Source organism: Verrucomicrobiota bacterium, assembly GCA_021413925.1.
GTDB lineage: Bacteria > Verrucomicrobiota > Verrucomicrobiia > Chthoniobacterales > UBA6821 > UBA6821.
In genome coordinates, this window is the sequence record JAIOPL010000001.1 from 122,838 (window position 1) to 149,664 (window position 26,827).

Below are 26,827 nucleotides of genomic sequence, written 5' to 3' on the forward strand. Positions count from 1 at the left end.
AGCTGTAGTGAACTACTGCGAGCGAACAGCAACACCGCGCGGCGCAAAAATCCCAGACACCTCAATTACTTCAGGTCGAAGCGGTCTAGCTCCATGACCTTAGTCCAAGCCGCAACGAACTCTTTCACGAAGAGCGCTTGCGAATCGGAGCAGGCGTAGACTTCCGCCAGGGCCCGGAGTTGGGAATTCGATCCGAAGACCAGATCAGCGATCGTGCCGGTCCACTTGAGCTCGCCTGTCTTCCGGTCACGTCCTTCCAGCACACCCGGGGTGGCAACGGACTTCGTCCATTTCGTCCCCATATCGAGGAGATTCACGAAGAAATCGTTACTCAGGGTTTCGGGCCGTTTGGTGAAGATACCGTGCTCGAAGTGGGCGAAGTTGGTATCCAGAGCCCGGAGACCGCCGATGAGCACCGTCATTTCGGGAGCGGTGAGCGTCAGGAGATTGGCCCGATCGATTAGGAGATCGGCCGCATAGGCATCGTGTCCTTTCCTGAGGTAATTACGGAATCCATCGGCAACCGGCTCCAGGACGGCGAAGGAATGCACGTCGGTCTCTGCTTGAGAGGCATCCATGCGACCGGGAGTGAAGGGAACCTTCGCGTCTTGGCCCGCTTTCTTTGCCGCGGCTTCGACGGCAGCGCAGCCGCCGAGAACGATCAGATCAGCAATTGACACTTTCTTCCCGCTTGTCTGCGCTGCGTTGAACTCCTGCTGGATGGCTTCGAGTGCCTTGAGAACTTTGGCCAGTTGGGCCGGTTGGTTGACTTCCCAATCCTTCTGAGGAGCAAGGCGGAGGCGAGCGCCGTTAGCCCCGCCCCGCTTGTCGCTGCCCCGGAAGGTGGAGGCAGAGGCCCAGGCCGTCGTTACCAGTTCCGAAATCTTCAGCCCAGAAGCAAGGATCCTGTTCTTGAGATCGGCGATCTCGGCTTCTCCGATAAGAGGATGATCGAGCGCCGGAATGGGATCCTGCCAGATCAGCACTTCGGAGGGGACATCCGCCCCCAGATAGCGTGCCCGCGGACCCATGTCGCGGTGGGTGAGTTTGAACCAAGCGCGCGCGAAGGCATCGGCGAACTGATCGGGGTTGGCAAGGAAATGACGTGAGATTTTCTCATACGCGGGATCGAAGCGGAGCGAGAGATCCGTGGTGAGCATGGTCGGCAGGTGCCGCTTCGAGGAGTCGGCAGCATCCGGAATGTTGGCTTCCGCATTCTTGGCCACCCACTGGTTGGCTCCGGCCGGGCTCTTGGTCAGCTCCCAGTCGTAGTTGAAGAGATTCTCGAAGTAATAATTGCTCCATTGGGTCGGAGTCTGGGTCCAGGTGACCTCCAGACCGCTGGAGATCGCGTCGCCGCCCTTGCCGCTGCGGAAGTCGCTGATCCAGCCGAATCCCTGTTCATCGATTCCGGCCGCCTCAGGCTCGGGGCCGACATGAGTGGCTGGGCCTGCTCCGTGGCACTTTCCGAATGTATGGCCACCGGCGATCAGGGCCACCGTCTCCTCGTCATTCATCGCCATGCGAGCAAAGGTTTCGCGGATATCCCTGGCTGCGGCAAGCGGGTCAGGATTGCCATTGGGACCTTCGGGATTCACATAAATAAGACCCATCTGGACGGCGGCGAGGGGGTTCTCGAGCTCACGGTCGCCGCTGTAGCGCTGATCAGCGAGCCACTCCTTCTCAACACCCCAGTAGATCTCCTCCGGCTCCCAGATGTCCGCGCGACCACCGGCGAAACCGAAGGTCTTGAAGCCCATCGACTCGAGGGCGACGTTCCCGGTGAGGATCATCAGATCAGCCCAGGAGAGTTTATTGCCGTATTTCTGCTTAATCGGCCAGAGCAAGCGGCGGGCCTTGTCGAGATTGACGTTGTCGGGCCAGCTATTGAGAGGTGCGAAGCGCTGGCTGCCGTTGCCACCACCGCCACGACCGTCGGCAGTGCGGTAGGTGCCTGCGCTGTGCCAGGCCATGCGGACGAAGAGAGGGCCGTAGTGACCAAAATCGGCGGGCCACCATTCCTGGGAATCCGTCATCAAGGCGGTAAGGTCTTTTTTCACTGCCTCGAGGTCGAGGCTCTTGAACTCCTTCGCATAATCGAATCCCTCTTCCATCGGATTTGTGAGAGGAGACTGTTGGTTCAGAAGCTTGAGGTTGAGCTGATTGGGCCACCAAGCGGCGTTCATCGAAGCTCCGGAGATAGCTTGCTTGGGAGCGCTACCCGAGAACGGGCATAGGGATTCGGTGTTCATGATGATCTCCTGTTTTTGAAATGATGCTGGGTTAGAATTTAATGATAGAGTCATCGACCTATTGTTGAAAATACTTACTTGTTTCCTTTGACCCCCTAGGAATCACCATAATGCCGGATCTTGATCAGCTTCTCTCCTTGCCCGCCCCGGTCCTGGCATTGGCCCCGATGCAGGATGTGACCGACCTGCCGTTCTGGCGTCTGATGACACGCTATGGCGGTGCGGATCTCTACTACACCGAGTATTTCCGCGTTACGGCAACCTCGGGCCTCGACAAGCCGATCCTGGCGTCGATCACGCAGAATCCGACCGGCCGCCCCGTCATCGCTCAGATGATTGGCAACGACATCGCAGCATTGGTTCGCACGGCCAAGGAGCTGTGCCATCATCCCATCGCGGCGATCGATCTGAACCTGGGCTGCCCCGCCCCCGTGGTCTACCGCAAGTGCGCGGGAGGGGGGCTACTGCGCGATCTTCCCCGTATCGATAAAATCCTCGGGGCTTTGAGGGACGCCATCCCGGGGAAGCTCACGGTGAAGACCCGTCTTGGCTTCGACACGGAGAAAACCCTTGAGGCACTTCTCCCTCTCTTTGCAAAACACTCCATTGATCTGGTGACCGTCCATGGGCGGACAGTGCTCCAGATGTACAGCGGAGGGATCCGCCATGACCTGATCCAGATGGCGGCCGAATCACTTTCTTGCCCAGTCCTAGGAAATGGTAATGTCTCCACTCCTGCCGATGCCGAGACTCTCCTGAGGGAAACCAGTGCCCGCGGCCTAATGATCGGACGCGGTGCGGTCCGCAACCCTTGGCTCTTTTCGCAGATTCGGGAGCATTTTGCGGGGAATGCGATTACCTACCCGACAGGCCGCGAAGTCCTGGCCTATATTCACGATCTCTACGAGACGGTCTGTGACCCGAGCATTCCGGATCCCAAAGGGGTTCAGAAGATAAAGAAATACGCGAACTTCATCGGCGAGGGTATCAGCCCGGAGTTCCTGCATGCGGTTCGCCGCGTCGGCAGCAAGGAGGCCTTTTTCGCGCTCTGCCGGGAGCATCTCGATCACGGGGAAGCGATGATGCTCGCGCCTGCGTCGCAAGGCTTTTAGGCTGAAGACTGTTAGGCTGATAGAGGCTGAAATTACTAAATTCAAAAGATGCGAATCGGATCATCTTGGACGATGATTAAACCTCAGAAATTCACCTCCTGAGTTCCTGATGCTTTAGCAGGCAAGCAATTCCATATTTATCTCTTACACCTCTTTATCCCCAATGTTCGAAATCAAACCCCGTGATAAGATAGTCGAGCGCGCCCTTCTGGTCGGCGCCCACACCGTTGGGGAATCGCGTGAGGATGCGGAGGATCTCCTGAACGAATTGGGTGAACTGGTGCGCACGCTGGGCGTGCCCATCGCGGAGAAACAACTGGTGCAGATCCGCGAACCGCAGGCCCGTCTTTTTATTGGCTCGGGCAAGGCGGAGGAACTCTGCGAGCGTGCCCGCGAGCTCGGGTGCGACGTGATCATCTTCGACAATGAGCTGACCCCCGCGCAGCAGCGTAACTGGGAAACCCTCTCCAAGATCACCGTGATCGATCGTCAGGAGATTATTCTCGATATTTTCGGGACGCGCGCCCAAACCCGCGAGGCGAAGATCCAGGTCGACCTCGCGCGCATGTCCTATTCCCTGCCCCGGCTCACCCGGGCCTGGAGCCACCTTGGCAAGCAGGGTGGCGGTATCGGCGCCAAGGGCGAAGGCGAAAGCCAGCTCGAGCAGGATAAACGCAAGATCCGCGGTCAGATGGATCGCCTCAAGCGCGACCTCGTGGAGGTCCGCCGCAACCGCGCCAACCAGCGCAAGGACCGCAAGCGGGCCCCTGTCCCGAATGTCGCCATCGTCGGCTATACCAACGCGGGTAAATCCTCTCTGCTCCGCCGGCTCACCGGCGCGGATGTCCTGGTCGAGGATGCCCTCTTCGCCACGCTCGACACGACCACCCGCAAGATCGATCTCCCGAACAAGCAGCCCCTACTGCTCACCGATACGGTAGGATTCATCCGGAAGCTCCCCCACCAGCTGGTCGAGTCCTTCAACGCCACGCTCGAAGAGGCTGTGATGGCGGACTTCCTTGTCCACCTGCTCGATGCCTCCCATCCGCGCGTACTGGAGTTCTACGGCACCACAATGAAGGTGCTCCATGAACTCGGCGCCGATCACAAGAAGACCCTCACCGTCTTCAACAAGATCGACCGGGTAGATGACCCGATCACGCGCGCGATGCTTCGCAACGCCTACCCCGAAGCCATCTTTATTTCAGTGCACTCCGGCGAAGGGCTCGATCTGCTGGTCGAGCAACTCGGGAATCTCGTTGGCGAGGGGAACAAGGAGGTCGGGTTACTCATCCCGCACAGCCGTCCCGACATGCTGGCCAAACTCCACCGCGAGGGCATCGTGCACGAGACCGCCTACGAAGAGGAGTGCAGCCGCATCCGAGCGACGCTGCCCGAAAGGCTTTCAAATGCCCTTTCCGAATTCATTGTTTCCTGAGCGATCGAAAACTTCGGCATTATTGTTTCTCTTTCGAGCTTCCCCACAGCCATACATCTCATGCTAGCTTCCTGATTCCATGAGCGACGACTCCAAAGCACCTGAAGATCTTTCCACCTTGGGGATCGACCTCTCCGACATGTTCCGTCCCGCGTGGACAACCGAGACCTCCGATAGCTCGGCTCGCCTCGCGGCACAATTCGACGAGGGGGACCGCCCTCAGCGCTTCGAAGGACGCGGCGGGGATCGAGGCAGAGAGAGGGGGCCAGGACGCGACGCCCGCAGCCCAAGACCCGACAGAGGACCACGTCCTGATCGGCCCAATCGTCCGGAAGGTCGTCGTGAGGGACCAGGAGGATCTGGAACTGGATCTGGACAAGGTGCCGGCCAAGGCCGTGGACCCGGGGGAGCTCGTCCAAACACAGGCCCCGGCGCCAGCGGGGGAAAAAGCGCACCACGTGGCGATGGCGGCAGAGATCGCGGTGATCGCAGGGGACCACGCGACGAGCGTGACCGCCGTCCGGAGCCGCCTCCAAAGCCTGCCCTCGAAGGATGGAAGCTCCAGCTGGTTCCAGAATTCGCGGCCATTGAGGGCATCGCCAAGCAGATCCGTTCCCGAGTCAAGGCCTACCCCCTCTTCGAACTCGCCCGCCTGATCGTCCAGCTCTCCGATCGCTACAGCGTCAGACTGCAGGCCGAGAACGAGGAGACGCCTGAGCTCTTTCGGGCGAAGGCCGACGGTTCCGTCTGGCAAACCCGCAAGGAGGCGGCCAGTCACCTCCTCTCCAAGCATCTTGGAAAGTTTTACCGCAAATCCTCCGTCACCTCGGAACCCCCGAAGGGAGCCTTCTCCGTGGTCGCTCAGTGCGGCATGAGCGGCGTGCTCCTCGGCCCACCGAATCATCACGAGTACATGTCGCGCCTGATCTCCCTCCATGCGGAGCGCTTCAGGAACATGCCCTTCGAGGCCTACAAATCTCGCATCAAGATGATGCGCGACGAGGCATTGATCGAACAGTGGAAGACGGAACAGTCCACCAAGACCGTCTATATCCCAGTCACGGAAGAAGTCGCCTCACAGGCGACCGAAGAGATCTTGCCAGCATCAGAACCAGTTGCCGAGACCACTCCTGCAGCTGAAGAGCAAGCGATCGTGGAAGGCGCCGCCGAGATCGCCACGGAGACGCCAGCCGGGGAAAAGACCGAGGGGGCCGCGCCGTCCGAGGAGGTGGTGTCAGAGGCCGTCACGACGACAGAAGAACCAGCTGCCGAAGAAGCCAGCTCCGAGGAAGGGGAAACCGCACCTGCCCTTGATGGCAACCAGAGCAAGTCCGAAGAGGGCCTCACCCTGGAACAGATCACCGTCCATTTCAACGAGCACCATGCCGAGCGTGAAATCGAAGCACTCGGACGTGACATCACCCTAGGGGGTGGAGTCGCCCTTCACGGATCGACCCCTCTCCTCCGTGAGCTCCTCCTCCAGAATCTCCAGGAGATGGACCGCTTCCCGCTTGTGTTGGCCCAGGTGCTCGGAAAGGAACTGACCAACCGCAGCCTCCAACTCTTCAAGTCCCACAAGAAGATCATCAATGTCTCGATGGCCCGCCCACGCTATCTCGACAGGGAGACCACTCCGATCGGGGAGAGTTTCAGGACCATCCTCGATTATCTGGAGGCCCATCCGAATCAGCACCGTGACAAGCAGTGGTCGGCACTCCTCGCGCTCCGCACAGAAAACTCGGAATCAGCTCCTTCAGCTCCGGTTGATACTCAGGTCGCTCCGGCAACAACAACTGCAGAAGAGGCCTCAGAAACCATTGCAGAATCAGTTGTGGTGATTGCTGAAGTCGAAGCATCGACCGAAACAACCGAGGCTCCAATCTCCTTAGAAGTTGTGCCAACAGCTGAAGTCAGGAAAGAAAGGGCTCCCGCTCCGGTTGTTGACGCAGAGACCTTGAAACGGCGTGAGCAGGCACTGGGCGCCGATCTGCTCTGGCTCCTCCATCAGGGACATGTCATCGACTTTGCGATGGGGAATCTTCAGGCCGCCACGCGCCCTGTTCCCAAAGCTCCCCCGACCCCCCCGACCCCCAAGACTCCTAAAACTTCTTCAGCCCCCAAAGCTTCTCCGGCTTCGACCCACAAGGAAGAGACCACCACGGAAGCCGCAGACCTCACTCTCCAGGGTGATGCCGGCGAAGTTCTCGAGGGGGGTGCGGCGACTCACTCCACAGAAGCCAAGCAGGATATTATTCACGAACCTGCGGAGCATCATGAGCCTCTAGAAATCCCGGCGGGCACGATCTTGGAAAGCTCCACTCCGGTTGATCCGGGACAGGCACTTCCTAACTGATCGTTTCCTGATCGTGGCATCGCTCTACGAGTCGCCGAAACTCCTCGGGGAGTATCTCCTGCTTCATTATGGAGGAGCGGAGGAGTTGCGCCATGAGGCGCTTCCCGTTGATCGTGCAATCACGGATATTTCTTTTCCTGTCCGATGTGTGCGGGAACTGCTTGATCCAGAGCTGCTCCCTTCCGGTGCAAGTGCCTTCGAGGCGGGATGCTCCGTCGGGGCTTCTGCTTTCGAGCTCGCACGCTCCTGCCGCCGCGTCGATGCCAGCGACTATTCCGATTCCTTCATCAATGCCGCGAAGAAACTCCAGGCAGAAGGACGGCATGACGGAGTGCGTCTTCTCGAGGGATCAATCACTACGCCGTTTCAGGCCATCGTCCCGCCGGAGATCGACCGGAACAGAGTTTCGTTTTCCGTGCAGGATGCCACTGCTCATCCCCAGGCAATGGGTCCTTACGATGTAGTTCTGGCAGCCAACCTGATCTGCCGCCTTCCCGACCCCGAAGCCTTTCTTGCGCGATTGCCCTCACTCGTGAAACCAGGAGGACAACTCCTGCTCACCACTCCCTTCACCTGGCTGGAGGACTACACGCCGCGAGAGCGCTGGATCGGAGGTGTCGATGCTGATCGCCGCAGCGAGGAGGAACTCATCAAGAGGCTCTCGGGCGAGTTCAAGTTGCATCGGCGCGTCAATCTGCCATTCCTGATACGAGAGCATGAACGTAAATACCAACTCGGCATCGCCCTCGGGACCTCCTGGATCCGCCTCTAATCCGGAATCCAAGCAAGCCGATCCCGTTCTTGATCCCGTTGATTGGGAGGCACGCTACCAACTCGGTGACACTCCTTGGGACGAGGGATATGCGGCACCAGCCCTGACGGAATTCCTTTCCAAGCACCCGATGCAGGGAGAGATCCTCGTGCCGGGATGCGGAACTGGTCACGATGTGAGAGCCATCGCCATGCTCGGGGGAAGAGTTCTAGGCCTCGATCTCTCTGAGACCGCTCTCCGCATGGCGCGCAGTGCACCGCATGTGGCGGAAGAATCTTACGAGCAGGCTAACCTCTTTGACCTTCCGGAATCGTGGACCGGGCGCTTCGACTGGGTGGTGGAGCATACCTGCTTCTGCGCGATCCCTCCGTCACGGCGGAACGACTATCTCCAAGCCATCACCCGCGTACTGAAGCCCAACGGGTACTACTTCGGAGTTTTCTACATGAATCCCTCAGCTCCCCAGGGACCTCCGCATGGTACGACTAGGGAAGAAATCTCTTCACTCTTTGATCCGGGCTTTGAACTGCTTGAGGAATGGACGCCTGACGAGGCTTTTGAAGGACGCGAGGGAAGAGAACTTTGCCAGCTAAGAAGAAAAGGCTTTGAGACTATTAGTCTGTTAGACTGCTAGACTGTTGGGGATGAACCAAGCTCCTGGGGAGGAGCGCGGTAGACTAGGACATAGTCCTAGCCCGCAGGGCGCCACGGCTTCCCGGGAGGAAAGTGGCTTCAATACTATTAGTCTGTTAGACTGTTAGACTGTTAGGAGGGATTTATGCGAGACCACAGAAAACTACGGGCATTCGTCCTGGCAGATGAACTCGCCATCCAGATCTATCAACTGACGCAAAAGTTCCCGAAGGAAGAGATGTATGGTCTCACGTCCCAGATGCGGAGAGCTGCGGTTTCAGTTCCGTCGAATATCGTGGAAGGATGCACCCGCGAAGGTGAAGTGGAATACCTCAGGTTCCTTGAGATATCATTCGGCTCCTTACGGGAGCTTCACTACCAGCTGAGCTTTGCACAGCGGCTCGGGTATTGTGATCCGACCCTCTTTCTACTTTGTGACTCAAAAAGCGAGGAAACTGAAAAAGTGCTCGCCGCACTGATCCGCTCCATCCGCCGAGGCTAATAGTCTAACAGTCTACAGCCTAAAAGCCTATTCCCCCTCCCCCCCATGAGCGACTGCTGCCACCACGATCATTCCACGCATCAGCCGAAGCCTACCAAGCTTGGTGAGACTGCTGAGGGTTCCCTCTACACCTGCCCGATGCACCCCGAGATACTTCGGGACAAGCCGGGCGACTGTCCGAAGTGCGGCATGGCCTTGGAGCCGCTGATCCCGACCGACGATGATTCGGAGTTAAGAAGTCTGGCCCGGAGATTCTGGCTTTCGGTCATCCTTTCTCTCCCGGTTGTGATTCTGGCGATGGCCCCGATGCTGGGGATGACTCTCTTCCATGGCTCCTTCATGTCTCTCTCAGGGCCTCTCTCCGAGTGGCTCCAGCTCCTGCTTTCGCTGCCCGTGGTGCTCTGGTGCGGTGCACCGATCTGGGCTAAGGGTTTGCGCTCATTCGGCTCGGGTCATCTGAACATGTTCTCACTGATCGTTCTGGGGACAGGGACCGCTTTTCTCTACAGCGTCGTGCTGCTACTTTTTCCAAGCCTTCTCACTCATGGCTCAGGTCTTTATTTCGAGGCCTCAGCGGTCATCATGACCCTTGTCCTGATGGGACAGTGGCTGGAGGTAAAGGGACGCTCAAAGGCCGGGATGGCCCTCAGGCAATTGCTGAACCTGACACCGCCGATCGCCCGGCTTGTTGAGGCTTCAGGCGATCGGGATGTGCCTGCCGGTTCGCTGCGTCCTCACGATCGAGTCCGCATCCTTCCCGGGGAAAAACTCCCCTCAGACGGGAAGGTGATCGAGGGATGGAGCACCATCGACGAGTCGATGCTTACCGGCGAGCCCCTGCCGGTGGAAAAATCAGTTGGCTCGATGGTCTCGGCCGGCACTCTGAACACTTCTGGAAGCTTCATCATGAACGTCACACGGACAGGCGCTGAAACGGCCCTCTCCCGGATCATCCAACTAGTAGCCCAGGCGCAGCGGAGCCAGGCACCGATCCAACAGCTCGCCGACCGGGTGGCTGCGGTTTTTGTTCCGGTCGTTCTCTTTATCAGTATCGTCACCTTCGCGGTCTGGATGTTGCTTGGGCCTCAGCCCCGTCTCTTTGCCGCCATCACGGCCGCAGTTTCCGTGATCATGATCGCCTGCCCGTGCGCTCTTGGTCTCGCCACGCCGATGGCCCTGATGGTCGGGATCGGCAGGGCTGCTTCCCACGGCATCCTTGTCCGTTCGGCTGAGGCCCTTCAGCGTCTGGCTACGGTGAATCTCATCGCTCTCGACAAGACGGGCACCCTGACCGAGGGGAGGCCGAGTCTTGTCGCAATCCACGCCTTCGGCACCTTGGATGAACACAGATTACTGATGCTGGCAGCAGGGGCGGAACTCGGGAGCGAGCATCCTCTCGCCAGATCCATCGTGACCCATGCGAGTCAGCAGCAGATTGAGTTTCCCGAGGCCGCCTCCTTCCAGTCTTTCGCAGGCGGAGGAATCGAGGCACTTGTCGAGAAGGAGCGGATCCTAATGGGAACGACGACATTCCTGGCTGAGCAGGGCGTCGACACGACTCCATTTGGCCCGCTGGCTTCCGATATCTCGGGCGGCTTGGTGGCCATGGCGGTTAATGGAATGGCTGCCGGCCTCTTCATCTTTCAGGACACGATCCGTCCTTCTGCAAAAAAGCTGATTGGGGAACTCCGGGATCTCGGTGTCCGGGTCGTCATGCTCACGGGAGATCGGGCAAGCACGGCCGCAGCGGTGGCCAAGGAACTCGGCATTCCCGAGTACAGGGCAGGCCTCTCGCCGGAGGCCAAGGCCCGTGAGTTTGCACAATGGAAAGCCCAGGGCTATCGCACCGCCATGGCCGGAGACGGTATCAACGACTCCCCCTCACTGGCTCTTGCCGATGCCTCGATTGCCATGGGTGCCGGATCAGACATCGCTAAGGAGACGGCAGGGATCATCCTGCTGCGACCCTCGCTCGAGGGGATTGTCTCCTCGATTCAACTCAGCCGAGCAATCCTCAAAATCATCCGTGAGAACCTCATCTTCGCCTTCGCCTACAACATCCTAGGCATCCCAATCGCGGCAGGAGCGCTCTACCCCTTCTTCGGCATCCTGCTAAGCCCGATGATCGCCGCCGCCGCCATGAGCCTCAGCTCCGTCTCGGTGATCGCGAATTCACTGAGATTGCGATCCATTAAAATCTGACCGATCTGGATTTCCCGCAGAGGCGCAGAGACGCAGAGAGGATTAATCAGCCGTAAGGGCTGCGAAGTAACGGCCGGGCTAGCAAATGAATGAGACTGGAGAGGTGTCGTGCCGACGATGAAAGAACCTAACACGCTCTAAGGGATTACTTTCCCAAAAAACGGTCTGCAAAACTTCTGGGAGTGAGCACCTCAATCCCTCGGTATCCCGTGGTCTTGAGTAATGCCTTGTCGCCACTGCAAATCAGCTTTGCTTTGGATGCGATCGCACAGGCTAGGAACTTGTCGTCATCTGGGTCGGTGCAGACCGCTTCAATAAGTGGCTTTGCCGCCACCATGGTTGCCTCGATGGCAAGTAGTTCCAGAAAGGGAGCCACCTCCACACCCGGGAACTTATTCTCCATCTCCTCTCCCACGCGGCGATACTCCTCAAGGATTTCAGGAGAAACAATCAGGTTGACCTTCCCGTCTCGCCAGGCTGTCAGGATGTCGTAGGGAACTCCGGAGAAGAAGATCCCGGAAACCAGCACATTCGTATCTAGAATAACCTTCACAACCCCTTACGAACAGTCGTGACAGCTTTGGAAATATCCAATGGTTTGATCCCCGCAGCCTTGGCCTGCTTGCGGGCCTTTTGGATCAACCCGTCAAAATCCTTCATGGACGGAGCGGCAAGGGTCTTGAAGATGATAGCGTCGCCTTCCCCGATTACCACGAACTGAGATCCCACGGAGAGATGGAGCCTGTCCCTGATTTCTTCTGGAATGACAACTTGTCCCTTGGAGGACATTCGGGTGGTGGCGAGTAGGCTCATTGCGTTATTCTTACTGGTAAGATTGCACTGCCGAATGCGGAGGGCAACAGATTTTTCCCATCCAATCCCCAGAAGTTTACGCTGCGACCGAGGCTATCGAGCCTGTAGCTACACGATGCCACAGACGAAGAGGGAGCCGTCAGCCGGCTGGCCCTGTCATAACTTGCGGTGGTGGTGATTCCATTTCCAGGGTTCGGCCTACGCGCTTCCCATTCCCATCATACCTGAAGGTTGCCATGCTGGTTCCATCCAAAGGCGTAAATACGCGGGACAAACCTATTTTCATTGTTTTGAGGAATATGCAAGCTGACCCCCAGTTTCCTTGGAAATCCTTCCCGTTCAGTGTCACAAGACATTTTGCTTCGGCATGGAATGCAGCCGCCAAGAAAATCGTATTAGCGAGTCATCGCCGGTCGCTGACGGCGTGGGAGAGGAGACTCCGAATGATGCTTGGCGCCGTGAGTTTTCTTCAAGTTGATGCTTCTCAGGGTGGGACTTAAAAGGCGATCCGTACGACCATTCCCCCTGATTTCCTCCAGCAACTCGTCGACGCCGGACATGACGCAGGTCGGCTGGTACACATAATCGCCAATGTCTTCGATCCCGGTTGATCCGGTGAGAACCAGACAGGCTTGGATGCCAATCTCGATCGCGCCGCGGATGTCGGTCTCCATCGTGTCCCCCACCATCATCACCTCGTGGGTCTGACGGTGCAGAAGCCTGCGGGCACGGAAGAACATGTAGGGATTCGGCTTCCCCAGGTAGTAGGCCCTGCGTCCCGTGCTCGCCTCAAGATAAGCTGCCAGAGCGCCAGCTCCGGGACGGGTGACATCGCTTTTCACGGGGCACCAGTAGTCCGGATTCGTCGCGATGAGACGGGCTCCCTTTTCGATGAACTCGTGCGCCTTGACAATCTTCTCGGTCGTCGGCGTCCCCTCCCCAACAATCACATAGCTCGGCGCCAACGAATCGTTCGGAATTCGTGCTTCCTGCAGGGCTGCATTCAACCCGGCCTCCCCAAGGACAAACGCCGTGCATTTTGGATGCATCTCGGCAAGAAAATCGGCGGTATTCATTGCGGAGGTGTAGAAGTGTCTGGCGATTAACCCTCCAATACCGAGTCGCTCCAGCTTCACCACCAGATCGTCCGGAGTCGGAACCGAATTGTTCGTCAGAAACAGGAAGGGGGTTCCCGACTTGAGCAAGTGAGCAATGAGTTCTCCCGCGCCGGGAAGCAGATGGTTCTCCCGGTAAATCACCCCATCCATATCCAGCAGATAGCCTCGTTGATTCATGTCTGTACCGTCCTGGGGAGGGGTTCAGTGTTTCCAATTAACCAGCACTTCCCGTGCCAAGCGGGAGAAATCACCGATCTCTCCCCACCGCGATGATCGCCGCCGCCATGAGCCTCAGCTCCGTCTCCGTGATCGCGAATTCACTGCGGCTACGAAGAATCAGAATCTAATATATCAGGAGATCGCGCGGAGCCTCTTACAAAGAACGAAGTAGGGTGTAGGAGAAAATCCCCGTCGCATGCCCATCCGCCCAACTCAGCTTGAGCCCATAGCCTCCGACAAACTCATATCCCTTCAACTCAAAGCTCCCCGGTTTGTAATTCCTCGAGGGAGCATCACCGCGGCCCATCACATCGGGTTCACCACAGCAGACAGCGCAGGGGCAGGCCCGGCGAAGCATCTCCAGAGCGAGGAACTGCTCCAAACCATCAGACCATGAGAGGGCGAGTTCGTTGCCAAACGGCGCGACAGCAGTGAGTGATAGAGGATTCAAGGGTTCCGTCATCACTGCATTCTTAACAGACTAACGGATTTGACGCCACTTCCCTCCCGGGAAGCCGTGGCGCGCTGCGGGCTACGACTATGTCGTAGTCTACCGCACTCCTCCCCAGGAGCTTGGTTCAGTCATCTTCTCTGCGATCTCTGCGTCTCCGCGCGAGAATTTCTTCTACGACTTCAGGAGGGTCATCACGGCCTTCTGAGCGTGGAGACGATTCTCGGCCTGCTGGAAGATGGCATCGGCGTGGCGCTCGAAGACCTCTGCGGTGATCTCCTTGCCTCGGTAGGCCGGCAGGCAGTGGAGGACATGAGCACCGGGTGCCGCCGCGGCCACAATACTGTCATTGATCTGGTAGGGGCCGAACTGGGCGGCACGATGCTCGGACTCCTCTTCCTTGCCCATGCTGACCCAGACATCGGTGTAGAGGATGTCGGCTCCGCTAGCGGCTTCCTCGGGATTCTCGGTGATCGAGATCAAGCCCCCAGCCGCTTGGGCCCTGGCGATAAGCTCGGCAGGGGGGCAATAGAGCTCGGGGCAGGCGAGGCGCAGCTCGAAACCGAGCCGTGCCGCGGCCCAGATCCAGGAGCGGCCCATATTGCAATCGGCATCACCGATGAAGGCAATCTTCAGTCCGTCGAGTGTTCCCCGGAGTTCCCTGATCGTCTGGAGGTCAGCCAGGATCTGGCAGGGATGCTCCTCGTCTGTGAGGGCATTGATGGTCGGGATGCCGGAGAGCGCGGCGAAGGTCTCGATGTCGGACTGCTTAAAGGTGCGGATCACCGCTCCATGGATCATGCGCCCGAGCACGCGAGCCGTATCCTCGATCGGCTCACCCCGTCCGAGCTGGATTTCGCTCGAGGAGAGGAAGAGGGCATCACCTCCTAGCTCCCGGATGCCGACTTCGAAGCTGACCCGTGTCCGGGTCGATGACTTGGAGAAGAGGAGCCCCCAGCACTCTCCGGCCAATGGTTGATGAAGCTTATGGGTGGAGTTGCCCCGTGTGGACTTGAGCTTGGCGGCGAGATCGAGGATTTCCAGGATCTCGGGTGCGGTCAGCGACTCAATGGAGAGAAGATGCTTCATGAAAGGGATGAGGAAAAAGGTAAATGAGGGAGTTGTGATCTATGGATGAAGTCAGCGGGAATGCCAAGAGTGATGAGAAGATTGGTCAATGAAGAGTTTCCCGCAGAGCAGAGACGCGGAGTTTTTTTGAATTGAAATGCCAGATTTTGCGGAAGCACCCAGATACAACTCATGGAATTGATGTTCGTTATGCGTATCAACACACCCTCTTCCAGCGATGTATTTTATCTCTGCGTCTCTGCGATTGCTTGCCCGGCCGTTGCTTTGCAGCCGTTACGGCTGCGCGAGATCATTTCGGGATCACACCCCTTTTTGAGACCGTCGCCGTGACGTCAGAAAAGCCGCCAGTGAAGCCGCGATCGCGAGGCCGAGGCTGACATGGGCGAAGAGATCGCCATGAAGCGTGTAGAAGGTCTGTTCGGGATGGAGGGGAACTTGCACCTCGGCCTGCAGGATCCCCTCGATAAAGGTGTTCCCGCCGGGACCCGCGAGCATCTCCCGAATCCTGCCGCAACGGTCGATCACACAGCTGATCCCCGTATCGGCCACGCGTACCATGGGCAGTCCTGTCTCCACGGTACGAAGCTGGGCATTGGCGAGGTGCTGTCGGGTCGCCACGGAGTGCTCGAACCATCCGTCGTTGGTCAGGGTCATCAGGAGCTGCGCTCCAAGCTTCGCAGAACGGCGCGTCAGATCTCCCAGCGTATCCTCGAAGCAAACAAGCGGCCCGAGCTTGATCGGCTTCACCGAGAGCTCCAGCAGGGCCGGACCCTTGCCGGGATCAAAGTCGTAGGGGACCTTGTTCCCCACGATCCAGCTGAAGAGAGGAAAGCTGTGACGGAAGGGGACATATTCGCCGAAGGGAACGAGGTGGACCTTGTTGTAGATCTGCGCCGATTCGGCGTGCTTGGTCAGCAGGATGGCGGAGTTGTGATCTCCCCGCGGCTCCTGCTCGTAGTGAACGCTGCCTATCAGGAAGTCGGCCTGCGTGCCGGAGGCCAGGTCCTTCACCTGGTTGTAGATGATCTCGTCCAGCAGGAGCGGGCGCGGCGTGGCCGCCTCGGGCCAGACCACCAGATCGGGATCCCCGGCAAGGGCCTTCCGACTCCCGCTCAGATAGCCTTCCATGATCCGTCCCTCACACTTCACATTCCAGTAGTCGCAGACCGGCACATTTCCCTGAATGCCCGAGATCTTCAGTAAGGTGCTTGCAGGCGGTTGGATGCTGATCTTCTTAACCCCGTAGCCGAAGAGCAGTACCACGAGGAAGATAGCGGCAAAGAAATCGACATGCGGCCGTGGTCTGCCGGAGCGGATCTCCCGGCGCAGGCGCTCGAGGGTGATGGCGGCGATGGCCGAGCCCAGCACGCAGAGGAAGGTCAGCCCTGCTGTCCCGGTGATGCCGGCGATCTGGATCAGCGGAATGCAGTTGCGCAGGGCAACACCGAGTTGATTCCAACCAAAGCCGGTGAAGAGTGTACCCCGGAGCCACTCGACGGCCACCCAGCCGGCGGCAGCGAGCAGTGCAACGATGATATTCCGCACGTTGCCAAGCCAGGCCTTGGAGAGATCTCCGTTTTTTTCATTCTCTCCACCCTTCCCTCCTTCCCCCCCATTACCGATGGGACGGAGGACGACACCGGCAAAGAGTCCCCAGAGGCCATGGTAAAGTCCGACCACTAGTGAGAGCAGGATCCAGCCGAGACCGGTGACTGTCGTGATCCAGAAGAGGGAGATCAGGAAGGAGACGGTTCCGCAAAGCCAGCCGAGCAGGAAGGCTTGGCGAGCCCACAGCTTGGACGAGGCAGGCCGGGGAGAAATCCAGAGCGCCCAGCAGAGAGGCGCAAGCGCGACCCAGGGAAGCCAGCTGAGGCCGCTACATTCAAAGGGAGGAAAACACCCGCCGACCATGAGTCCGGAGAGCAGGGCTAGTCCCCAGGGAAGCCAAGTCAACTGGGCCCGTTGAGGCTGAATTTCCCCAGTCATTTCGCTCCGGAAGGTTCTACATTATCAGAGGGGATCGTGTCAGAGGGGATCGTGGTGTCGATGGTGACACCGCAGGGCGCGCCGACAGGCAGAAAGTGACGAGTCTTTCCTCCATGAATAACCCCGGCGGCATCTCCTGCGTTACCTGCATCTTCCGCATCTTCTAGCAGACGGACAATCACCGTCGCATTCTTTGCTCCGGATGACGGCGACGAGACGGAGACCACCTCCCCCTTGAGGGCATGTAGATTGCTCTGATCTCTCTGCTCATCCCCAGTACTCTCCATAGTCACAAGGGCATGGTGACCAGGAACAATCCTGGAGGCATCAGCGAGAGGCATCACCACCGAGATCCTGCTCTCCGGCCATTGATTCTCGAGGACAATACCTCGCGCGCTGGAGAAGACATGCTGCTTGTAATTATGCGCCGTCAGCCAGGTGCCGGTGACGCAGAGCAGGAGTAGGCCTGTCACGAGAATCCATCCGGATGCGAGACCCGAGGACTTGGCCGGTCGCATTTCCTTTTTCATCACTGGACCGGAGCGGATGCTCCGCTGAGATCGGATGCTTTCGGAGGCAGCATGATATTGGCGGGGGCGAAGGGTTGTTTCTTCTTTTTCTGGTTCTTGCTGTTCTCCTGACCCATGAGAGGGAATGCATTCACCAGACGTGCTTCCTCGGCCATGGTCATGCCCGAGGGGATCACGAAGATGCCATCGCGGACTGCTTTGTCCACGATCAGATCGGTGACCTGGCGGCCATTTATCATGACCGCAAGGATATTGCTGCGCCCCATCCTCTCGATGGAATACTCGGTGAGCAGGTTCGCACCGTGACCATCCAGACGCAGATAGGCACCCCCGGTGTTATCGGGAGCCTTGAACGGGTAGACCGACTTAATGTCGTGCTCGCTAAGAAGAGGCATGATCGAGAGTGTTGTCTTCCTGTGATCGACTACTAACTCTACCGGAACCGAGAATTTCTCCCCATCCTCGGGACTAGCCTCGCCGTGAATCCGGATTGTGAAAACATCCTTCTTCTTGTCTGATGCGCCCGCGCGGAGCTGTATCCCCGTGGCCAGTAGCAGGCAGGTGACTCCGAGCAGCAGAGGGATGCGTTTCATGAACTTGGATCCTATGCCGCTGGGATAACATTTGCAACCGATGGCCCTGTCGGGTTACGCCTCATGGGATGTCACCGAACGCCTTAGTCCGTTTTCTCGTTGCAAGTCTGATGCTGGGATTAGTCACCGCCCATGCCTACGCCCAGAGTGACGGCAACGACGCGGCCTTCCTGACCAATGCTCCCACTGACCCCAACTCCCTGATTCCCCCGCCTCTCCCAAAGACTGCTGATGCTCCTAGTGCGACCGAGGCTCCCAAAGACACTTTCAAGGGCACTTTCAAAACACCGAGCGACCAGACAGTCAGCAAGACCGAGATCAAGGATATGTCGCTGAAGGGGCCCGATGCCGATAGCCCCTTCTTCACGGAGCGCCAGGAGGCCAAGGCCGCCATGGCCGAGGCGGGACGCGAGGGATTCGGCATGTATGTTCCGAAGCCGCCCCACCCTCCGATCCAGCAACAGATGAAAAAATTCTTCAATGGGATGTTCGGATCGGGCAAGGCCGGCAAACACGAGGCCACCCCGATGATCCTGACCCTCTCTCCCTCTGATATCTCGCTCTCCCAGACCAGTGAACTGGATGTCACTCTGAAGCTCTCCAATGCCCAAAAGCAGGAGCTGGAAATCCTCTATCCCGATAACCAGCGCCTCGAGATCCTGACCAAGGACTCCTCGGGGAATATCGTCAACCGCTGGTCTCAAGACAGGGCTTTTGAGCACACCAAGGGGTTTGTCGCCGTGAATCCCCAGGAGTTCATTACCTACACGGAAAAGATCGCAACCACGGGGATGAAGGCGGGAGAGACCTACACAATCGAGGTTTCCCTAGCCAATCAGCAGGGCTTTGTGGCCAGCACTAAGGTAACGCCGCAGCCGTAAAAACAGGGACTCGGTGGTGGGTAATGGGTGATAGGGAGGGAATATGGTTAATCGCCTCTCACCGATAGCCCATTCCCGATTACCGATCCCCCTATTCCCTATACCCCAGAAGTTTTTCCCTTGGTGAAAAACTTCTTTGTCGCCCGGTGACGCGCGATGAACATCAGGGTGAAGACAACTCTCATCACCGTCAGGTCCAGCAGCAGCCCGATCACACCGAATGGCAGGGCATACTCCACTCGGTCGGTCATTATTGTCCCATTGATCCCGCCGTTGATATCAGCGACATCGGCCTGGAAGAGGTGATGATGGCGCCAATGCCGGAAGGGGCTCTTCTTCGCTCCATCCACGAGCCGCTCGTTCGGCACAGCTTCCTCCCAGAAGCCGATCCACTCTAGAGGAAGGCCGAATTGCCTGATACGCAGGAGGAACTCGTCGCCGACACAAGCAGGAACCTTGCACTCCACCCGCTCGACCTTGAGCGAAGGTGGCGAGATCTTCGTGATATTACGCGGATCCTCGTGGAAGGCATAGACCTCGGCGGGCGAAGCATCGAGCCGGACACTGCGTTCAAAGAGTGAAAAATCAGCCATGATGCACGCAGGGGAACACATCGACAGCGAATTGGGTAGGGAGAAAATTATTGCCAAGACCCTCTGCGCTCTTTACTCGTTCACCAGTATCCGTTAACCACATCACCATGTCTGAAAAAACCATCGAAGAAAAAGTCCGCGACATCATCGTCGAACAGCTCGGAGTGACCGCTGAACAGGTCACCATCAACGCCTCCTTCATCGAGGATCTCGGAGCCGATTCCCTCGACACCGTCGAGCTCGTCATGGCCTTCGAAGAAGAATTCGGAGTCGAAGTTCCCGACGAGGACGCTGAGAAGCTCCAGAAGGTCGGCGATGTTGTGAAGTACATCGAGGGGAAGCAGGCCAAGTAAGCCGCTTTTCAGAATCCCTTTTCAAAAACGCCGCATCCCTCAGGATGCGGCGTTTTTCTTTTACTGGATCATGTCGCAATAATTCCGCGTAAGAAGAGACTTGCCCATCGTGGCGGAATGAGGGATTTTTACTCCCCCGCGTTAGAAACGGTTTTTGGAATTCATGGCTAAGTAGCTCAGTTGGTAGAGCAGAGGACTGAAAATCCTCGTGTCGGGGGTTCGATTCCCTCCTTAGCCACATCCCTTTCTATGGGCCTGGGCGGGATCCCCTCACACGTCATGATCCACCACTTGCTGGCCGCGGTTCTCTTCCTCTTCCTTGTTTCTCCCAGGGCCTCTGCTCTGGTGGCGATGACTACGGACAAAGGCACCTTGGTGAAGGAAGCCAGGATGGCTATCCTTGCCGACGGACACCCGATCGGCTTTGCGAAGATTCCTCCTGGCACCAGGGTCTTGATCCTTTCGACAAACACTGCGGGTGAACTCGTGGTCAAGCGCTCCCAGGCGGAGAGTCCCTTTGTCGTGCCGCAGGATGCCGTCGCCATCGATGCACCCTCAGGGCCGTCCCCCTCCTCACCACCAGCACCACCATTGGTTACGCCCACCGCTACTCCACCTCAATCATCGACTCCTCAATCCACTCTCTCTCCCTCCGCCGCGCCATCGACTCCGCCTGCGATTTCCGGAATCAAAGTTCCGACCGCCCAGGAGGTGAATAAGGCCCTAGGCATTTCCCTCTTTGAAAGCGGTCCTCTGTGGGAAGAGAATGATGCAATGGTTGCGGGCCGACTCGATTGGCCGGCGGAGTCCAGAACCTCTTATGAGACGGGCTACAGATGGTATCCTTACTCGGATAATTCCGCGACCACAGTTCTCGGAGCCCGCGCTCTAAGCCTCTTTCTCCAGGGAATCAACAACAAGGTAGCCAAGGTCTCCGTGCTCTTTGCCAACAAGGGGGATGTCGCATTCTACAGCTCCGCGCAGGAAGCAAAAGCGCAGTCCGCCATTCCCAATCAACCGCTGATGGTGACCGACCATATGCTCAAGGGCTGTCAGGATGCGATGAGGCATGACAAGGCCACAGTGGAATCAGCTTTGAAAGCCCTCTTCGGGGAATCAAAACCGGCCAGAATGGGACGCTTCGCCTCCACGACGGAATCAGGCCAGCGTTGGGACTGGAACGGCCACGCCTTCGTGCTGGTCGCGCCTCCGAATGAGTATGTTGCTCTGCGAATCCTTCCTACCTCATCGATTGACGATACTGATGCGGACAGGAAGGCTTTTGCCGTAGCCAAGGCAAACCTTTCTCAACGTGTGAAGCATAAGGAAAACGGGGATGTGGTTATTACGGATCTCCCGATGATCGATCAGGGGCGCAAGGGATACTGTGTCCCGGCGACCTTCGAGAGAATCCTGCGCTACTACGGACTCTCGGAGGACATGAACATTCTCGCCATGGCCGGCCAGACCAAGGCTGGCGGAGGGACCAGCGTGAGCGGCATCGAGGGAGCCACCTACACCACGCTCCGGGATGCGGGAGCTATCATCACCAAAAAAAACTTTTCCGGGAGTATCCAGGAGATCAAGCCCATGATCGATGCGGGAAAACCACTACTCTTCACCCACTACAGCACGGAGGAGTTCAATAAGCGGGTCAATGAACGGATGACGCATCGCATCGCCGTGACGAACTGGGATGACTGGAGCACCCGATTCCTCCCCTCACTCAAAAAGACCATCCCGCTGAAGCCCGATCCCGAATACGGCCATATTTGCCTCATCATCGGCTACAATGAGAAGACCCGCGAAATCGCCATTTCAGACTCGTGGGGACGTGCGGCGAAAGAACGTTGGATGACGGAGGAGGAGGCCAAGCAGATTAAGCAGCCCGGCTCCCTCTCGGTCATCGAATGACCCGCGCACAATGCGTTCAGCGCTGGACTTGATCGAGGGCCGACACCTTTCCCCACTTGAGAGAATCGGCAATGGCACGGGTAACGAATTTCTTGGCGAGACCGATAGCCTTCGGAAGCGGCAAACCCTTTGCTAATCCGGCAACGATCGCTGCCGAGTAGGTACAGCCGGTACCGTGGGTCTCCACCCCCTTGATAAAGGGAGCGCTGTATTCCTGCTCCTCCCAATCAGGGGTCAGGAGGATGTCTGTGGCCGTCCGCCCCTTCAGATGCCCTCCCTTAAGCAAGACGGCTGCACCTGTCGCGGCGGTGAGCCTTTTCCCGGCAGACCTCATCTCCGCCTGGGATTCTGGCCTCAGCCCGGTGAGCAAACCAAGCTCATCCAGATTCGGCGTGATCAACGTCGCCAAGGGAAAGAGATGTTTCTCGTAGGCAGTAAGCGAGCCCTGTTTGAGCAGAGGCGCACCGCTTGAGGCAACCATGACCGGATCAATCACCAGAGGTGGCAGGTTCTTAAGCGATGCCAGCACCTCGGCAATAACACGGATGATCGGTGTGGAGAAAAGCATCCCAGTCTTGATCGCAGCGATGGGGTAGGCCTCCAGTAGTAGTTCCAGTTGATCACGAACGATCTCCGGCTTCACCGCTTGGATCGAGCGGACGTTCCCGGGTATTTCCGCAACGATACAAGTGATCGCTGTGAGGCCATGACAACCAAGCGCGGAAAAGGTCTTGAGGTCGGCTTGGGCACCGGCGCCGCAGGAGGAATCGGATCCGGCTATGGTGAGGACGACGGGAAGGGACATGGGGAAACGAAGGTTGAAACTGGAGACCTGAAACCTGAAGGGATCCAAAGAAATCGGAAAGCCTGAACAAGAGGAATTCCCCGATCAGGGGAAGCGCCCTCAGGCACCCTATTACTCAGGTTTCAGCTTTCAGGTTTCATCCCTCAAAAGCTACCTCTCATCATGGTTCCTCGCGAGGAACAGGTAGATCAGGTTGCCGAGAGCGGCGACGAAGGCGGCGACATACGTGAGGGCGGCCGCATTCAGGACGGCATTCACGCCGGCGGCTTCCTCTCCGGGGCGGATGATCCCCATCTGCTGCAGGATCGCCTTGGCGCGATTGGAAGCGTCGAACTCCACCGGGAGGGTGATAAGCTGGAAGACCATCAGGACCGCGTAGCAGGCGATGCCGAGGTTGATCAGGTGCGTCATGTGGAAGAAGAAGCCGCCCATGATCACGAAGGGGAGGATCTGCGAGGCGAACTGCGTGGCTGGAACGATCTGCATCCGGAGGTTGAGCGGGCCGTAGTTGAGCTTGTGCTGCAGCGCGTGGCCACATTCGTGCGCGGCGATGCCGACCGAGGCGATCGAAGCGCCGTTGTAGACTTCGGTGGAGAGGCAGAGGCGCTTGGCGGAGGGATCGTAATGGTCGCCGAGCATGTCGTTGATCTCCTCGACCCGGACATCGTGGATCCCCGCATCGGCAAGGATGCGCCGCGCAGCATCAGCCCCGGTCACCCCCGAGGCGGCAGGGATCTCCTTGTAGGTCTTGAAGGCCGAGGAGACTCGGAACTGCGCCCAGAGGGCCAATGCCAGAGGCGCACCGATCAGGAGGATGTAGAGCTCGAAGGTCATGGATGTTACAGCCGCATCATACCAGACAGCCGCTACCGGAAAATGTTCAACCTAAAAGTTGCATTAAGGAACCGCTGATTAAATCTCCAAGGGCTTCGGACACCGGCTCAATAGCTTGTGTCCCGTTTTTGTGATCAGGGCGACATCCTCATGGCGCACCCCACCCAGTCCCGGGATATAAAGCCCGGGCTCGATCGTGAAGACCTGGCCCGCCTTGAGCTTCCCGGCACCGAAGCGCGGTGCCTCGTGGAGATCGAGTCCCAAGCCGTGGCCGGTTCCGTGGAAAAATCCGCTCCAACGACCTCCCGATCCATCCTTCCCGACCCCTACTCTTTCTGTGGGATACCCGTTGTCGGCAAAGAATTGAGTCACCTCACTGTGAATGACGCCACCATCCGCTCCTGAACGCAGGGATCCGAGCGCTAGCTTCTGACCCAGCAGGCAGATCTCCCAGAGACGCGTCTGGGCCTCAGTGGCTTTCCCCCTCACCACGGTCCTGGTCAGATCACCGTAGTAGCCGCTTGCGGCCGCCCTGGGGAAAAGATCCAGAATGATCAGCTGGTGGGCCTTCAGCGGGCCATGGCCCCGCTCATGGGGATCACAGGCCTGTTCACCGCAAGCCACGATCGAGTTTCCAGCCGGGATCCCGCCAGCCCTCAGGATCGTTGACTCAATTTCTATTCGCAGACGCTCGGCGGTGAGAGTGTTGCCCCCCCAGCGGAGAATATTCCGAGGACCAATGCTGGACGCTCGGAGCACTTCAAAAGCCCTCTTCATGCCCTCCTCGGTGATCCGAGTGGAACGGGTCATGAGATGGACTTCCTCGGCAGTCTTGATTTGACGTTCGGGACGGAACATCCCTTCGACCGGGGTTACCTTGATGCCACACTCCTCAAGCTCGCAGGCGAGTCCCAACGGAAAATCCGCAGGGACAAGAGGGCGACTCCCTCCGCGCGCTTTCAAAAAGCGTGCAGTCACTTCGGCGGGCGAAGGCTTTCTACCAAGGGACTTTTCCAAGCTCGCCGACAACTCACTCTGCGAGACCACCTCGTCCACAGTTGCCTCGCGCCTCCCGCGATCGAACTCGAGATCACTGAGCAGTATCGCCGTGCGCCCACGACTCTCCAGGTAGACAAAAGAATCAGGCGCCCTGAATCCCGTGGCATGCAGCATGTCGGCTCCCGACTCGCTCTCGGAGATGATCAGGCGAGCAGGCGCTTTTTTCTGTGCCGGTTTTGCTGTGGACGTTGTTGCCATCAGCTATCCTTGGCGTGAAGTCACCCTCCCCGACAACCAGAAAGGAGAGAGCGGCGGGGAGATGTCTTGAAAAAAGATCTTGCACAGGCACGGATTTTCCATACGCTCTCCCGTCCCTATGGCAAAGACTTCATGGCTTGAAAGAGATAAACGCAAACGCGAGACCGTCGCTAAGTGGGCGGAACTTCGTGCCGAGCTCAAGGCAAAGAAAGATTATATCGGCCTCAGCCAGCTTCCCCGCAATGCGAGCCCTGTCCGTCTGGTAAATCGCTGCCAGATCTCGGGACGTCGCCGCGCCTTCCTGCGCCGCTTCAAGCTCTCGCGTATCACATTCCGCGAATTGGCCACCAACGGAATGATTCCGGGCGTGACCAAGTCGAGCTGGTAATTCGAATCTGTTTTACCCTCTCTCTCGAGAGGGTATCCTTGAATTGATCAAGAAGAGTATGAATCCCAAGATGCTTTCACAGGATTCTAATTCTTCAACCCCCGCACGCATCGGTTTTTGCCATCTCGCTAACTGAGATCACCCATGGTGTTCGTTGCTGCCATTCTGGCGGTGGCGGCAGGGGATCCCGCCCATCTGCCAGCCATCCTACCCCCGGCCTCCCAATGGGAATCCGGCGAGATGATTTTTCTGCGACTGCTGGTTCTTTTTCTCCTGGTCCTGCTGAACGGTTTTTTTGTCGCCTCCGAGTTGGCCATCGTCAAGATCCGCGGCAGCCAGCTCGACACCCTCATCGAGCAGGGTGATGCCCGTGCCAAGCTGACCAAGCATATCACCATGCATCTGGAGGCTTACATTTCCGCCACCCAGCTTGGCATCACCCTAGCGAGTCTAGGCCTGGGTTGGTTGGGCGAGCCTTTCCTGGCGCATATGATCGAGCCGGCATTCCATCTTGCTGGCATCAATGCGCCCGCCGTGGTTACGACCGTTTCCTTCATCCTGGCATTCTCACTGATCACCTTCCTCCACATCGTGCTTGGAGAACTGGCACCCAAGTCGCTGGCCATCCGCAAGCCTGTCGAGCTGGCCCTCTGGCTCAGCCCGCCGCTCAGTTTCTTCTACACGTTGTTCCGGCCGATCATCGGCTTTCTCAACCGCTCGGCGAATTTCCTGCTGAGGCACGTTTTCAAGGTCGAACCACCGGAGGATTCCGAACGCGCCCTCACCAACGAGGAGCTTCGGGTGATTCTGACAGAGAGCCGCGAAGCCGAAGAGGTCTCCATTCTTGGCGAGCAACTGGCCGTCAATGCGTTAGATCTACGCCACCGGGTTGTGCGTGATATCATGACCCCCCGCAGCGACGTTATCCTGCTGGATCTGGAAGAACCGTTCGACGCAGAACTGAAAAAAGCCATCGACTCGCGCCATACGCGCTTCCCTCTTTGCGACGGGGCGTTGGACGACTCCGTCGGCCTAGTCCACATCAAGGATCTGCTCCGCATGGTCCACTCCGGAAAAAAAGACCTGAAGGGCATCCAAAGGCCCATCCATCATGTCTCCGAAATGATGCCTCTCGAGAAGCTCCTGAACTATTTTCTCGGAAAGCATGCCCATCTGGCCATTGCCGTCGATGAATACGGCGGCGCGGTCGGCATCGTCACCCTGGACAATGTCCTTGAGGAACTTGTCGGCTCCATCCATGACGAGTTCGATACTCAGGAGGAGGAGATCACAAATATCCGCGACGGGGAATTCAACGCGGAGGGAACCTTGGCCTTGCATGATCTGGCGGAGGAAGCAGACCTCAAGTTCGAGGAGACCGAAGTCAGCACCATCGGCGGCTATGTGACCCAGATGCTGGGACATCTCCCCGTTCGCGGCGAAAGCGTGAAGATTGGCGACTATGTGGTCACCGTGACCGAGACGGACGGACGCCGTATCCTGATGCTGAATTTCAAGCGTCCCGTCCACCCTCCGGGCAAAGACTGAGCCTTTGGGATTTTCTTGCCCGCACCTCAAATAAAGTCCTGCCCGTTAGACGGATAGTTTCGTCTTAAGCATTTTCCCGCTGAGGCGGAGAGGCGGAGAGGCGCGGAGTTTTTTGGTATGAATCAATGGATGGACGAGACATCCGCGTACATTCAAATAATTCGATAGAAGGGGTTTTGCGAAGATTGCCC

General features: G+C 58.0%; 25 protein-coding genes and 1 tRNA gene. 13 read left to right on the forward strand and 13 right to left on the reverse strand.

Features of this window, described 5'->3' with window-relative positions; genetic code table 11:
• Positions 1-65: 65 nt before the first annotated feature.
• On the reverse strand, positions 66-2,252 hold the full coding sequence (gene katG / locus K8R57_00590; GenBank protein MCE9586797.1) for a catalase/peroxidase HPI: 2,187 nt from the start codon (positions 2,250-2,252) through the stop codon (positions 66-68).
• 167 nt (positions 2,253-2,419) lie between these two features.
• On the opposite strand from katG, the gene K8R57_00595 reads away from it, so the two are divergent.
• The 7 genes from K8R57_00595 to K8R57_00625 all read left to right on the forward strand — a co-directional run bounded on the left by K8R57_00595 (position 2,420) and on the right by K8R57_00625 (position 11,264).
• Positions 2,420-3,364 (forward strand): tRNA-dihydrouridine synthase family protein, encoded by a 945-nt coding sequence (locus tag K8R57_00595; protein MCE9586798.1) that lies wholly within the window; start codon positions 2,420-2,422, stop codon positions 3,362-3,364.
• Positions 3,365-3,527: 163 nt separating this feature from the next.
• Positions 3,528-4,802 (forward strand): GTPase HflX, encoded by a 1,275-nt coding sequence (hflX, locus tag K8R57_00600; GenBank protein MCE9586799.1) that lies wholly within the window; start codon positions 3,528-3,530, stop codon positions 4,800-4,802.
• Between the two features lie 79 nt (positions 4,803-4,881).
• On the forward strand, positions 4,882-7,155 hold the full coding sequence (locus K8R57_00605) for a hypothetical protein (protein MCE9586800.1): 2,274 nt from the start codon (positions 4,882-4,884) through the stop codon (positions 7,153-7,155).
• On the forward strand, positions 7,127-7,927 hold the full coding sequence (locus tag K8R57_00610; protein ID MCE9586801.1) for a methyltransferase: 801 nt from the start codon (positions 7,127-7,129) through the stop codon (positions 7,925-7,927). The genes K8R57_00605 and K8R57_00610 overlap by 29 nt, the downstream gene beginning before the upstream one ends.
• Positions 7,872-8,561: a methyltransferase domain-containing protein gene (locus K8R57_00615; GenBank protein ID MCE9586802.1), complete on the forward strand. Its 690-nt coding sequence runs from the start codon at positions 7,872-7,874 to the stop codon at positions 8,559-8,561. Before K8R57_00610 ends, K8R57_00615 begins: the two co-directional genes overlap by 56 nt.
• A gap of 144 nt (positions 8,562-8,705) precedes the next feature.
• Complete coding sequence (locus K8R57_00620) at positions 8,706-9,062, forward strand: four helix bundle protein (protein MCE9586803.1); 357 nt, start codon at positions 8,706-8,708, stop codon at positions 9,060-9,062.
• A gap of 45 nt (positions 9,063-9,107) precedes the next feature.
• The gene (locus K8R57_00625) at positions 9,108-11,264 is read left to right on the forward strand and encodes a copper-translocating P-type ATPase (GenBank protein MCE9586804.1); all 2,157 of its coding nucleotides are present in this window, start codon (positions 9,108-9,110) and stop codon (positions 11,262-11,264) included.
• A 145-nt stretch (positions 11,265-11,409) separates the two neighbouring features.
• Here the strand turns inward: K8R57_00625 and K8R57_00630 are convergent, their stop codons facing one another.
• The 8 genes from K8R57_00630 to K8R57_00665 form a co-directional block, all read right to left on the reverse strand.
• Complete coding sequence (locus tag K8R57_00630) at positions 11,410-11,817, reverse strand: putative toxin-antitoxin system toxin component, PIN family (GenBank protein ID MCE9586805.1); 408 nt, start codon at positions 11,815-11,817, stop codon at positions 11,410-11,412.
• Complete coding sequence (locus K8R57_00635; protein ID MCE9586806.1) at positions 11,814-12,077, reverse strand: AbrB/MazE/SpoVT family DNA-binding domain-containing protein; 264 nt, start codon at positions 12,075-12,077, stop codon at positions 11,814-11,816. Before K8R57_00635 ends, K8R57_00630 begins: the two co-directional genes overlap by 4 nt.
• A gap of 395 nt (positions 12,078-12,472) precedes the next feature.
• Complete coding sequence (locus K8R57_00640; GenBank protein ID MCE9586807.1) at positions 12,473-13,372, reverse strand: HAD-IIA family hydrolase; 900 nt, start codon at positions 13,370-13,372, stop codon at positions 12,473-12,475.
• 196 nt (positions 13,373-13,568) lie between these two features.
• On the reverse strand, positions 13,569-13,865 hold the full coding sequence (locus tag K8R57_00645; protein MCE9586808.1) for a DUF971 domain-containing protein: 297 nt from the start codon (positions 13,863-13,865) through the stop codon (positions 13,569-13,571).
• Positions 13,866-14,039: 174 nt separating this feature from the next.
• Complete coding sequence (gene argF, locus K8R57_00650; GenBank protein ID MCE9586809.1) at positions 14,040-14,954, reverse strand: ornithine carbamoyltransferase; 915 nt, start codon at positions 14,952-14,954, stop codon at positions 14,040-14,042.
• Between the two features lie 300 nt (positions 14,955-15,254).
• A complete protein-coding gene (gene lnt / locus K8R57_00655) occupies positions 15,255-16,940 on the reverse strand; it encodes an apolipoprotein N-acyltransferase (GenBank protein MCE9586810.1) in 1,686 nt (561 codons plus the stop codon).
• Positions 16,937-17,470 carry a hypothetical protein gene (locus tag K8R57_00660; GenBank protein MCE9586811.1) on the reverse strand — a complete coding sequence of 178 codons (534 nt, stop codon included), beginning with the start codon at positions 17,468-17,470 and terminating at the stop codon, positions 16,937-16,939. The genes lnt and K8R57_00660 overlap by 4 nt, the downstream gene beginning before the upstream one ends.
• Positions 17,470-18,063, reverse strand: coding sequence for a hypothetical protein (locus K8R57_00665; GenBank protein ID MCE9586812.1), 594 nt, complete (start codon positions 18,061-18,063; stop codon positions 17,470-17,472). Before K8R57_00665 ends, K8R57_00660 begins: the two co-directional genes overlap by 1 nt.
• Before the next feature lie 68 nt (positions 18,064-18,131).
• Here K8R57_00665 and K8R57_00670 point away from each other — a divergent pair, with 68 nt between their 5' ends.
• Positions 18,132-18,944 (forward strand): hypothetical protein, encoded by an 813-nt coding sequence (locus K8R57_00670; GenBank protein ID MCE9586813.1) that lies wholly within the window; start codon positions 18,132-18,134, stop codon positions 18,942-18,944.
• A gap of 98 nt (positions 18,945-19,042) precedes the next feature.
• On the opposite strand, the gene K8R57_00675 is transcribed toward K8R57_00670, so the two are convergent.
• The gene (locus K8R57_00675) at positions 19,043-19,537 is read right to left on the reverse strand and encodes an SRPBCC family protein (GenBank protein MCE9586814.1); all 495 of its coding nucleotides are present in this window, start codon (positions 19,535-19,537) and stop codon (positions 19,043-19,045) included.
• A 107-nt stretch (positions 19,538-19,644) separates the two neighbouring features.
• Between K8R57_00675 and K8R57_00680 the strand changes: the two genes are divergently transcribed.
• From K8R57_00680 to K8R57_00690, 3 genes are all read left to right on the forward strand, one after another.
• A complete protein-coding gene (locus tag K8R57_00680; GenBank protein MCE9586815.1) occupies positions 19,645-19,890 on the forward strand; it encodes an acyl carrier protein in 246 nt (81 codons plus the stop codon).
• 165 nt (positions 19,891-20,055) lie between these two features.
• Positions 20,056-20,128 (forward strand) — tRNA-Phe (locus K8R57_00685).
• Positions 20,129-20,169: 41 nt separating this feature from the next.
• Positions 20,170-21,804, forward strand: coding sequence for a C39 family peptidase (locus tag K8R57_00690; protein ID MCE9586816.1), 1,635 nt, complete (start codon positions 20,170-20,172; stop codon positions 21,802-21,804).
• Positions 21,805-21,820: 16 nt separating this feature from the next.
• On the opposite strand, the gene thiD is transcribed toward K8R57_00690, so the two are convergent.
• The 3 genes from thiD to K8R57_00705 form a co-directional block, all read right to left on the reverse strand.
• Positions 21,821-22,609, reverse strand: coding sequence for a bifunctional hydroxymethylpyrimidine kinase/phosphomethylpyrimidine kinase (gene thiD, locus K8R57_00695; protein MCE9586817.1), 789 nt, complete (start codon positions 22,607-22,609; stop codon positions 21,821-21,823).
• A gap of 150 nt (positions 22,610-22,759) precedes the next feature.
• Positions 22,760-23,443 (reverse strand): zinc metallopeptidase, encoded by a 684-nt coding sequence (locus K8R57_00700; GenBank protein ID MCE9586818.1) that lies wholly within the window; start codon positions 23,441-23,443, stop codon positions 22,760-22,762.
• 78 nt (positions 23,444-23,521) lie between these two features.
• Positions 23,522-24,700, reverse strand: coding sequence for a Xaa-Pro peptidase family protein (locus tag K8R57_00705; GenBank protein MCE9586819.1), 1,179 nt, complete (start codon positions 24,698-24,700; stop codon positions 23,522-23,524).
• Between the two features lie 118 nt (positions 24,701-24,818).
• On the opposite strand from K8R57_00705, the gene rpsN reads away from it, so the two are divergent.
• Positions 24,819-25,088, forward strand: coding sequence for a 30S ribosomal protein S14 (rpsN, locus tag K8R57_00710; protein MCE9586820.1), 270 nt, complete (start codon positions 24,819-24,821; stop codon positions 25,086-25,088).
• 144 nt (positions 25,089-25,232) lie between these two features.
• Positions 25,233-26,636, forward strand: a complete 1,404-nt coding sequence (locus tag K8R57_00715; protein ID MCE9586821.1) for a hemolysin family protein — start codon at positions 25,233-25,235, stop codon at positions 26,634-26,636.
• Positions 26,637-26,827 lie beyond the last annotated feature (191 nt).

Coding starts and splice junctions, on each gene's coding strand:
- K8R57_00665 (MCE9586812.1), bottom strand. CDS start 18,063: ATGAAACGCATCCCTCTGCTGCTCGGAGTCACCTGCCTGCTACTGGCC.
- katG (MCE9586797.1), bottom strand. CDS start 2,252: ATGAACACCGAATCCCTATGCCCGTTCTCGGGTAGCGCTCCCAAGCAA.
- K8R57_00700 (MCE9586818.1), bottom strand. CDS start 23,443: ATGACCTTCGAGCTCTACATCCTCCTGATCGGTGCGCCTCTGGCATTG.
- K8R57_00675 (MCE9586814.1), bottom strand. CDS start 19,537: ATGGCTGATTTTTCACTCTTTGAACGCAGTGTCCGGCTCGATGCTTCG.
- K8R57_00690 (MCE9586816.1), top strand. CDS start 20,170: ATGATCCACCACTTGCTGGCCGCGGTTCTCTTCCTCTTCCTTGTTTCT.
- K8R57_00705 (MCE9586819.1), bottom strand. CDS start 24,700: ATGGCAACAACGTCCACAGCAAAACCGGCACAGAAAAAAGCGCCTGCT.
- K8R57_00640 (MCE9586807.1), bottom strand. CDS start 13,372: ATGAATCAACGAGGCTATCTGCTGGATATGGATGGGGTGATTTACCGG.
- K8R57_00625 (MCE9586804.1), top strand. CDS start 9,108: ATGAGCGACTGCTGCCACCACGATCATTCCACGCATCAGCCGAAGCCT.
- thiD (MCE9586817.1), bottom strand. CDS start 22,609: ATGTCCCTTCCCGTCGTCCTCACCATAGCCGGATCCGATTCCTCCTGC.
- hflX (MCE9586799.1), top strand. CDS start 3,528: ATGTTCGAAATCAAACCCCGTGATAAGATAGTCGAGCGCGCCCTTCTG.
- K8R57_00670 (MCE9586813.1), top strand. CDS start 18,132: ATGTCACCGAACGCCTTAGTCCGTTTTCTCGTTGCAAGTCTGATGCTG.
- K8R57_00635 (MCE9586806.1), bottom strand. CDS start 12,077: ATGAGCCTACTCGCCACCACCCGAATGTCCTCCAAGGGACAAGTTGTC.
- K8R57_00680 (MCE9586815.1), top strand. CDS start 19,645: ATGTCTGAAAAAACCATCGAAGAAAAAGTCCGCGACATCATCGTCGAA.
- rpsN (MCE9586820.1), top strand. CDS start 24,819: ATGGCAAAGACTTCATGGCTTGAAAGAGATAAACGCAAACGCGAGACC.
- lnt (MCE9586810.1), bottom strand. CDS start 16,940: ATGACTGGGGAAATTCAGCCTCAACGGGCCCAGTTGACTTGGCTTCCC.
- K8R57_00620 (MCE9586803.1), top strand. CDS start 8,706: ATGCGAGACCACAGAAAACTACGGGCATTCGTCCTGGCAGATGAACTC.
- K8R57_00595 (MCE9586798.1), top strand. CDS start 2,420: ATGCAGGATGTGACCGACCTGCCGTTCTGGCGTCTGATGACACGCTAT.
- K8R57_00605 (MCE9586800.1), top strand. CDS start 4,882: ATGAGCGACGACTCCAAAGCACCTGAAGATCTTTCCACCTTGGGGATC.
- K8R57_00660 (MCE9586811.1), bottom strand. CDS start 17,470: ATGAAAAAGGAAATGCGACCGGCCAAGTCCTCGGGTCTCGCATCCGGA.
- argF (MCE9586809.1), bottom strand. CDS start 14,954: ATGAAGCATCTTCTCTCCATTGAGTCGCTGACCGCACCCGAGATCCTG.
- K8R57_00615 (MCE9586802.1), top strand. CDS start 7,872: ATGAACGTAAATACCAACTCGGCATCGCCCTCGGGACCTCCTGGATCC.
- K8R57_00715 (MCE9586821.1), top strand. CDS start 25,233: ATGGTGTTCGTTGCTGCCATTCTGGCGGTGGCGGCAGGGGATCCCGCC.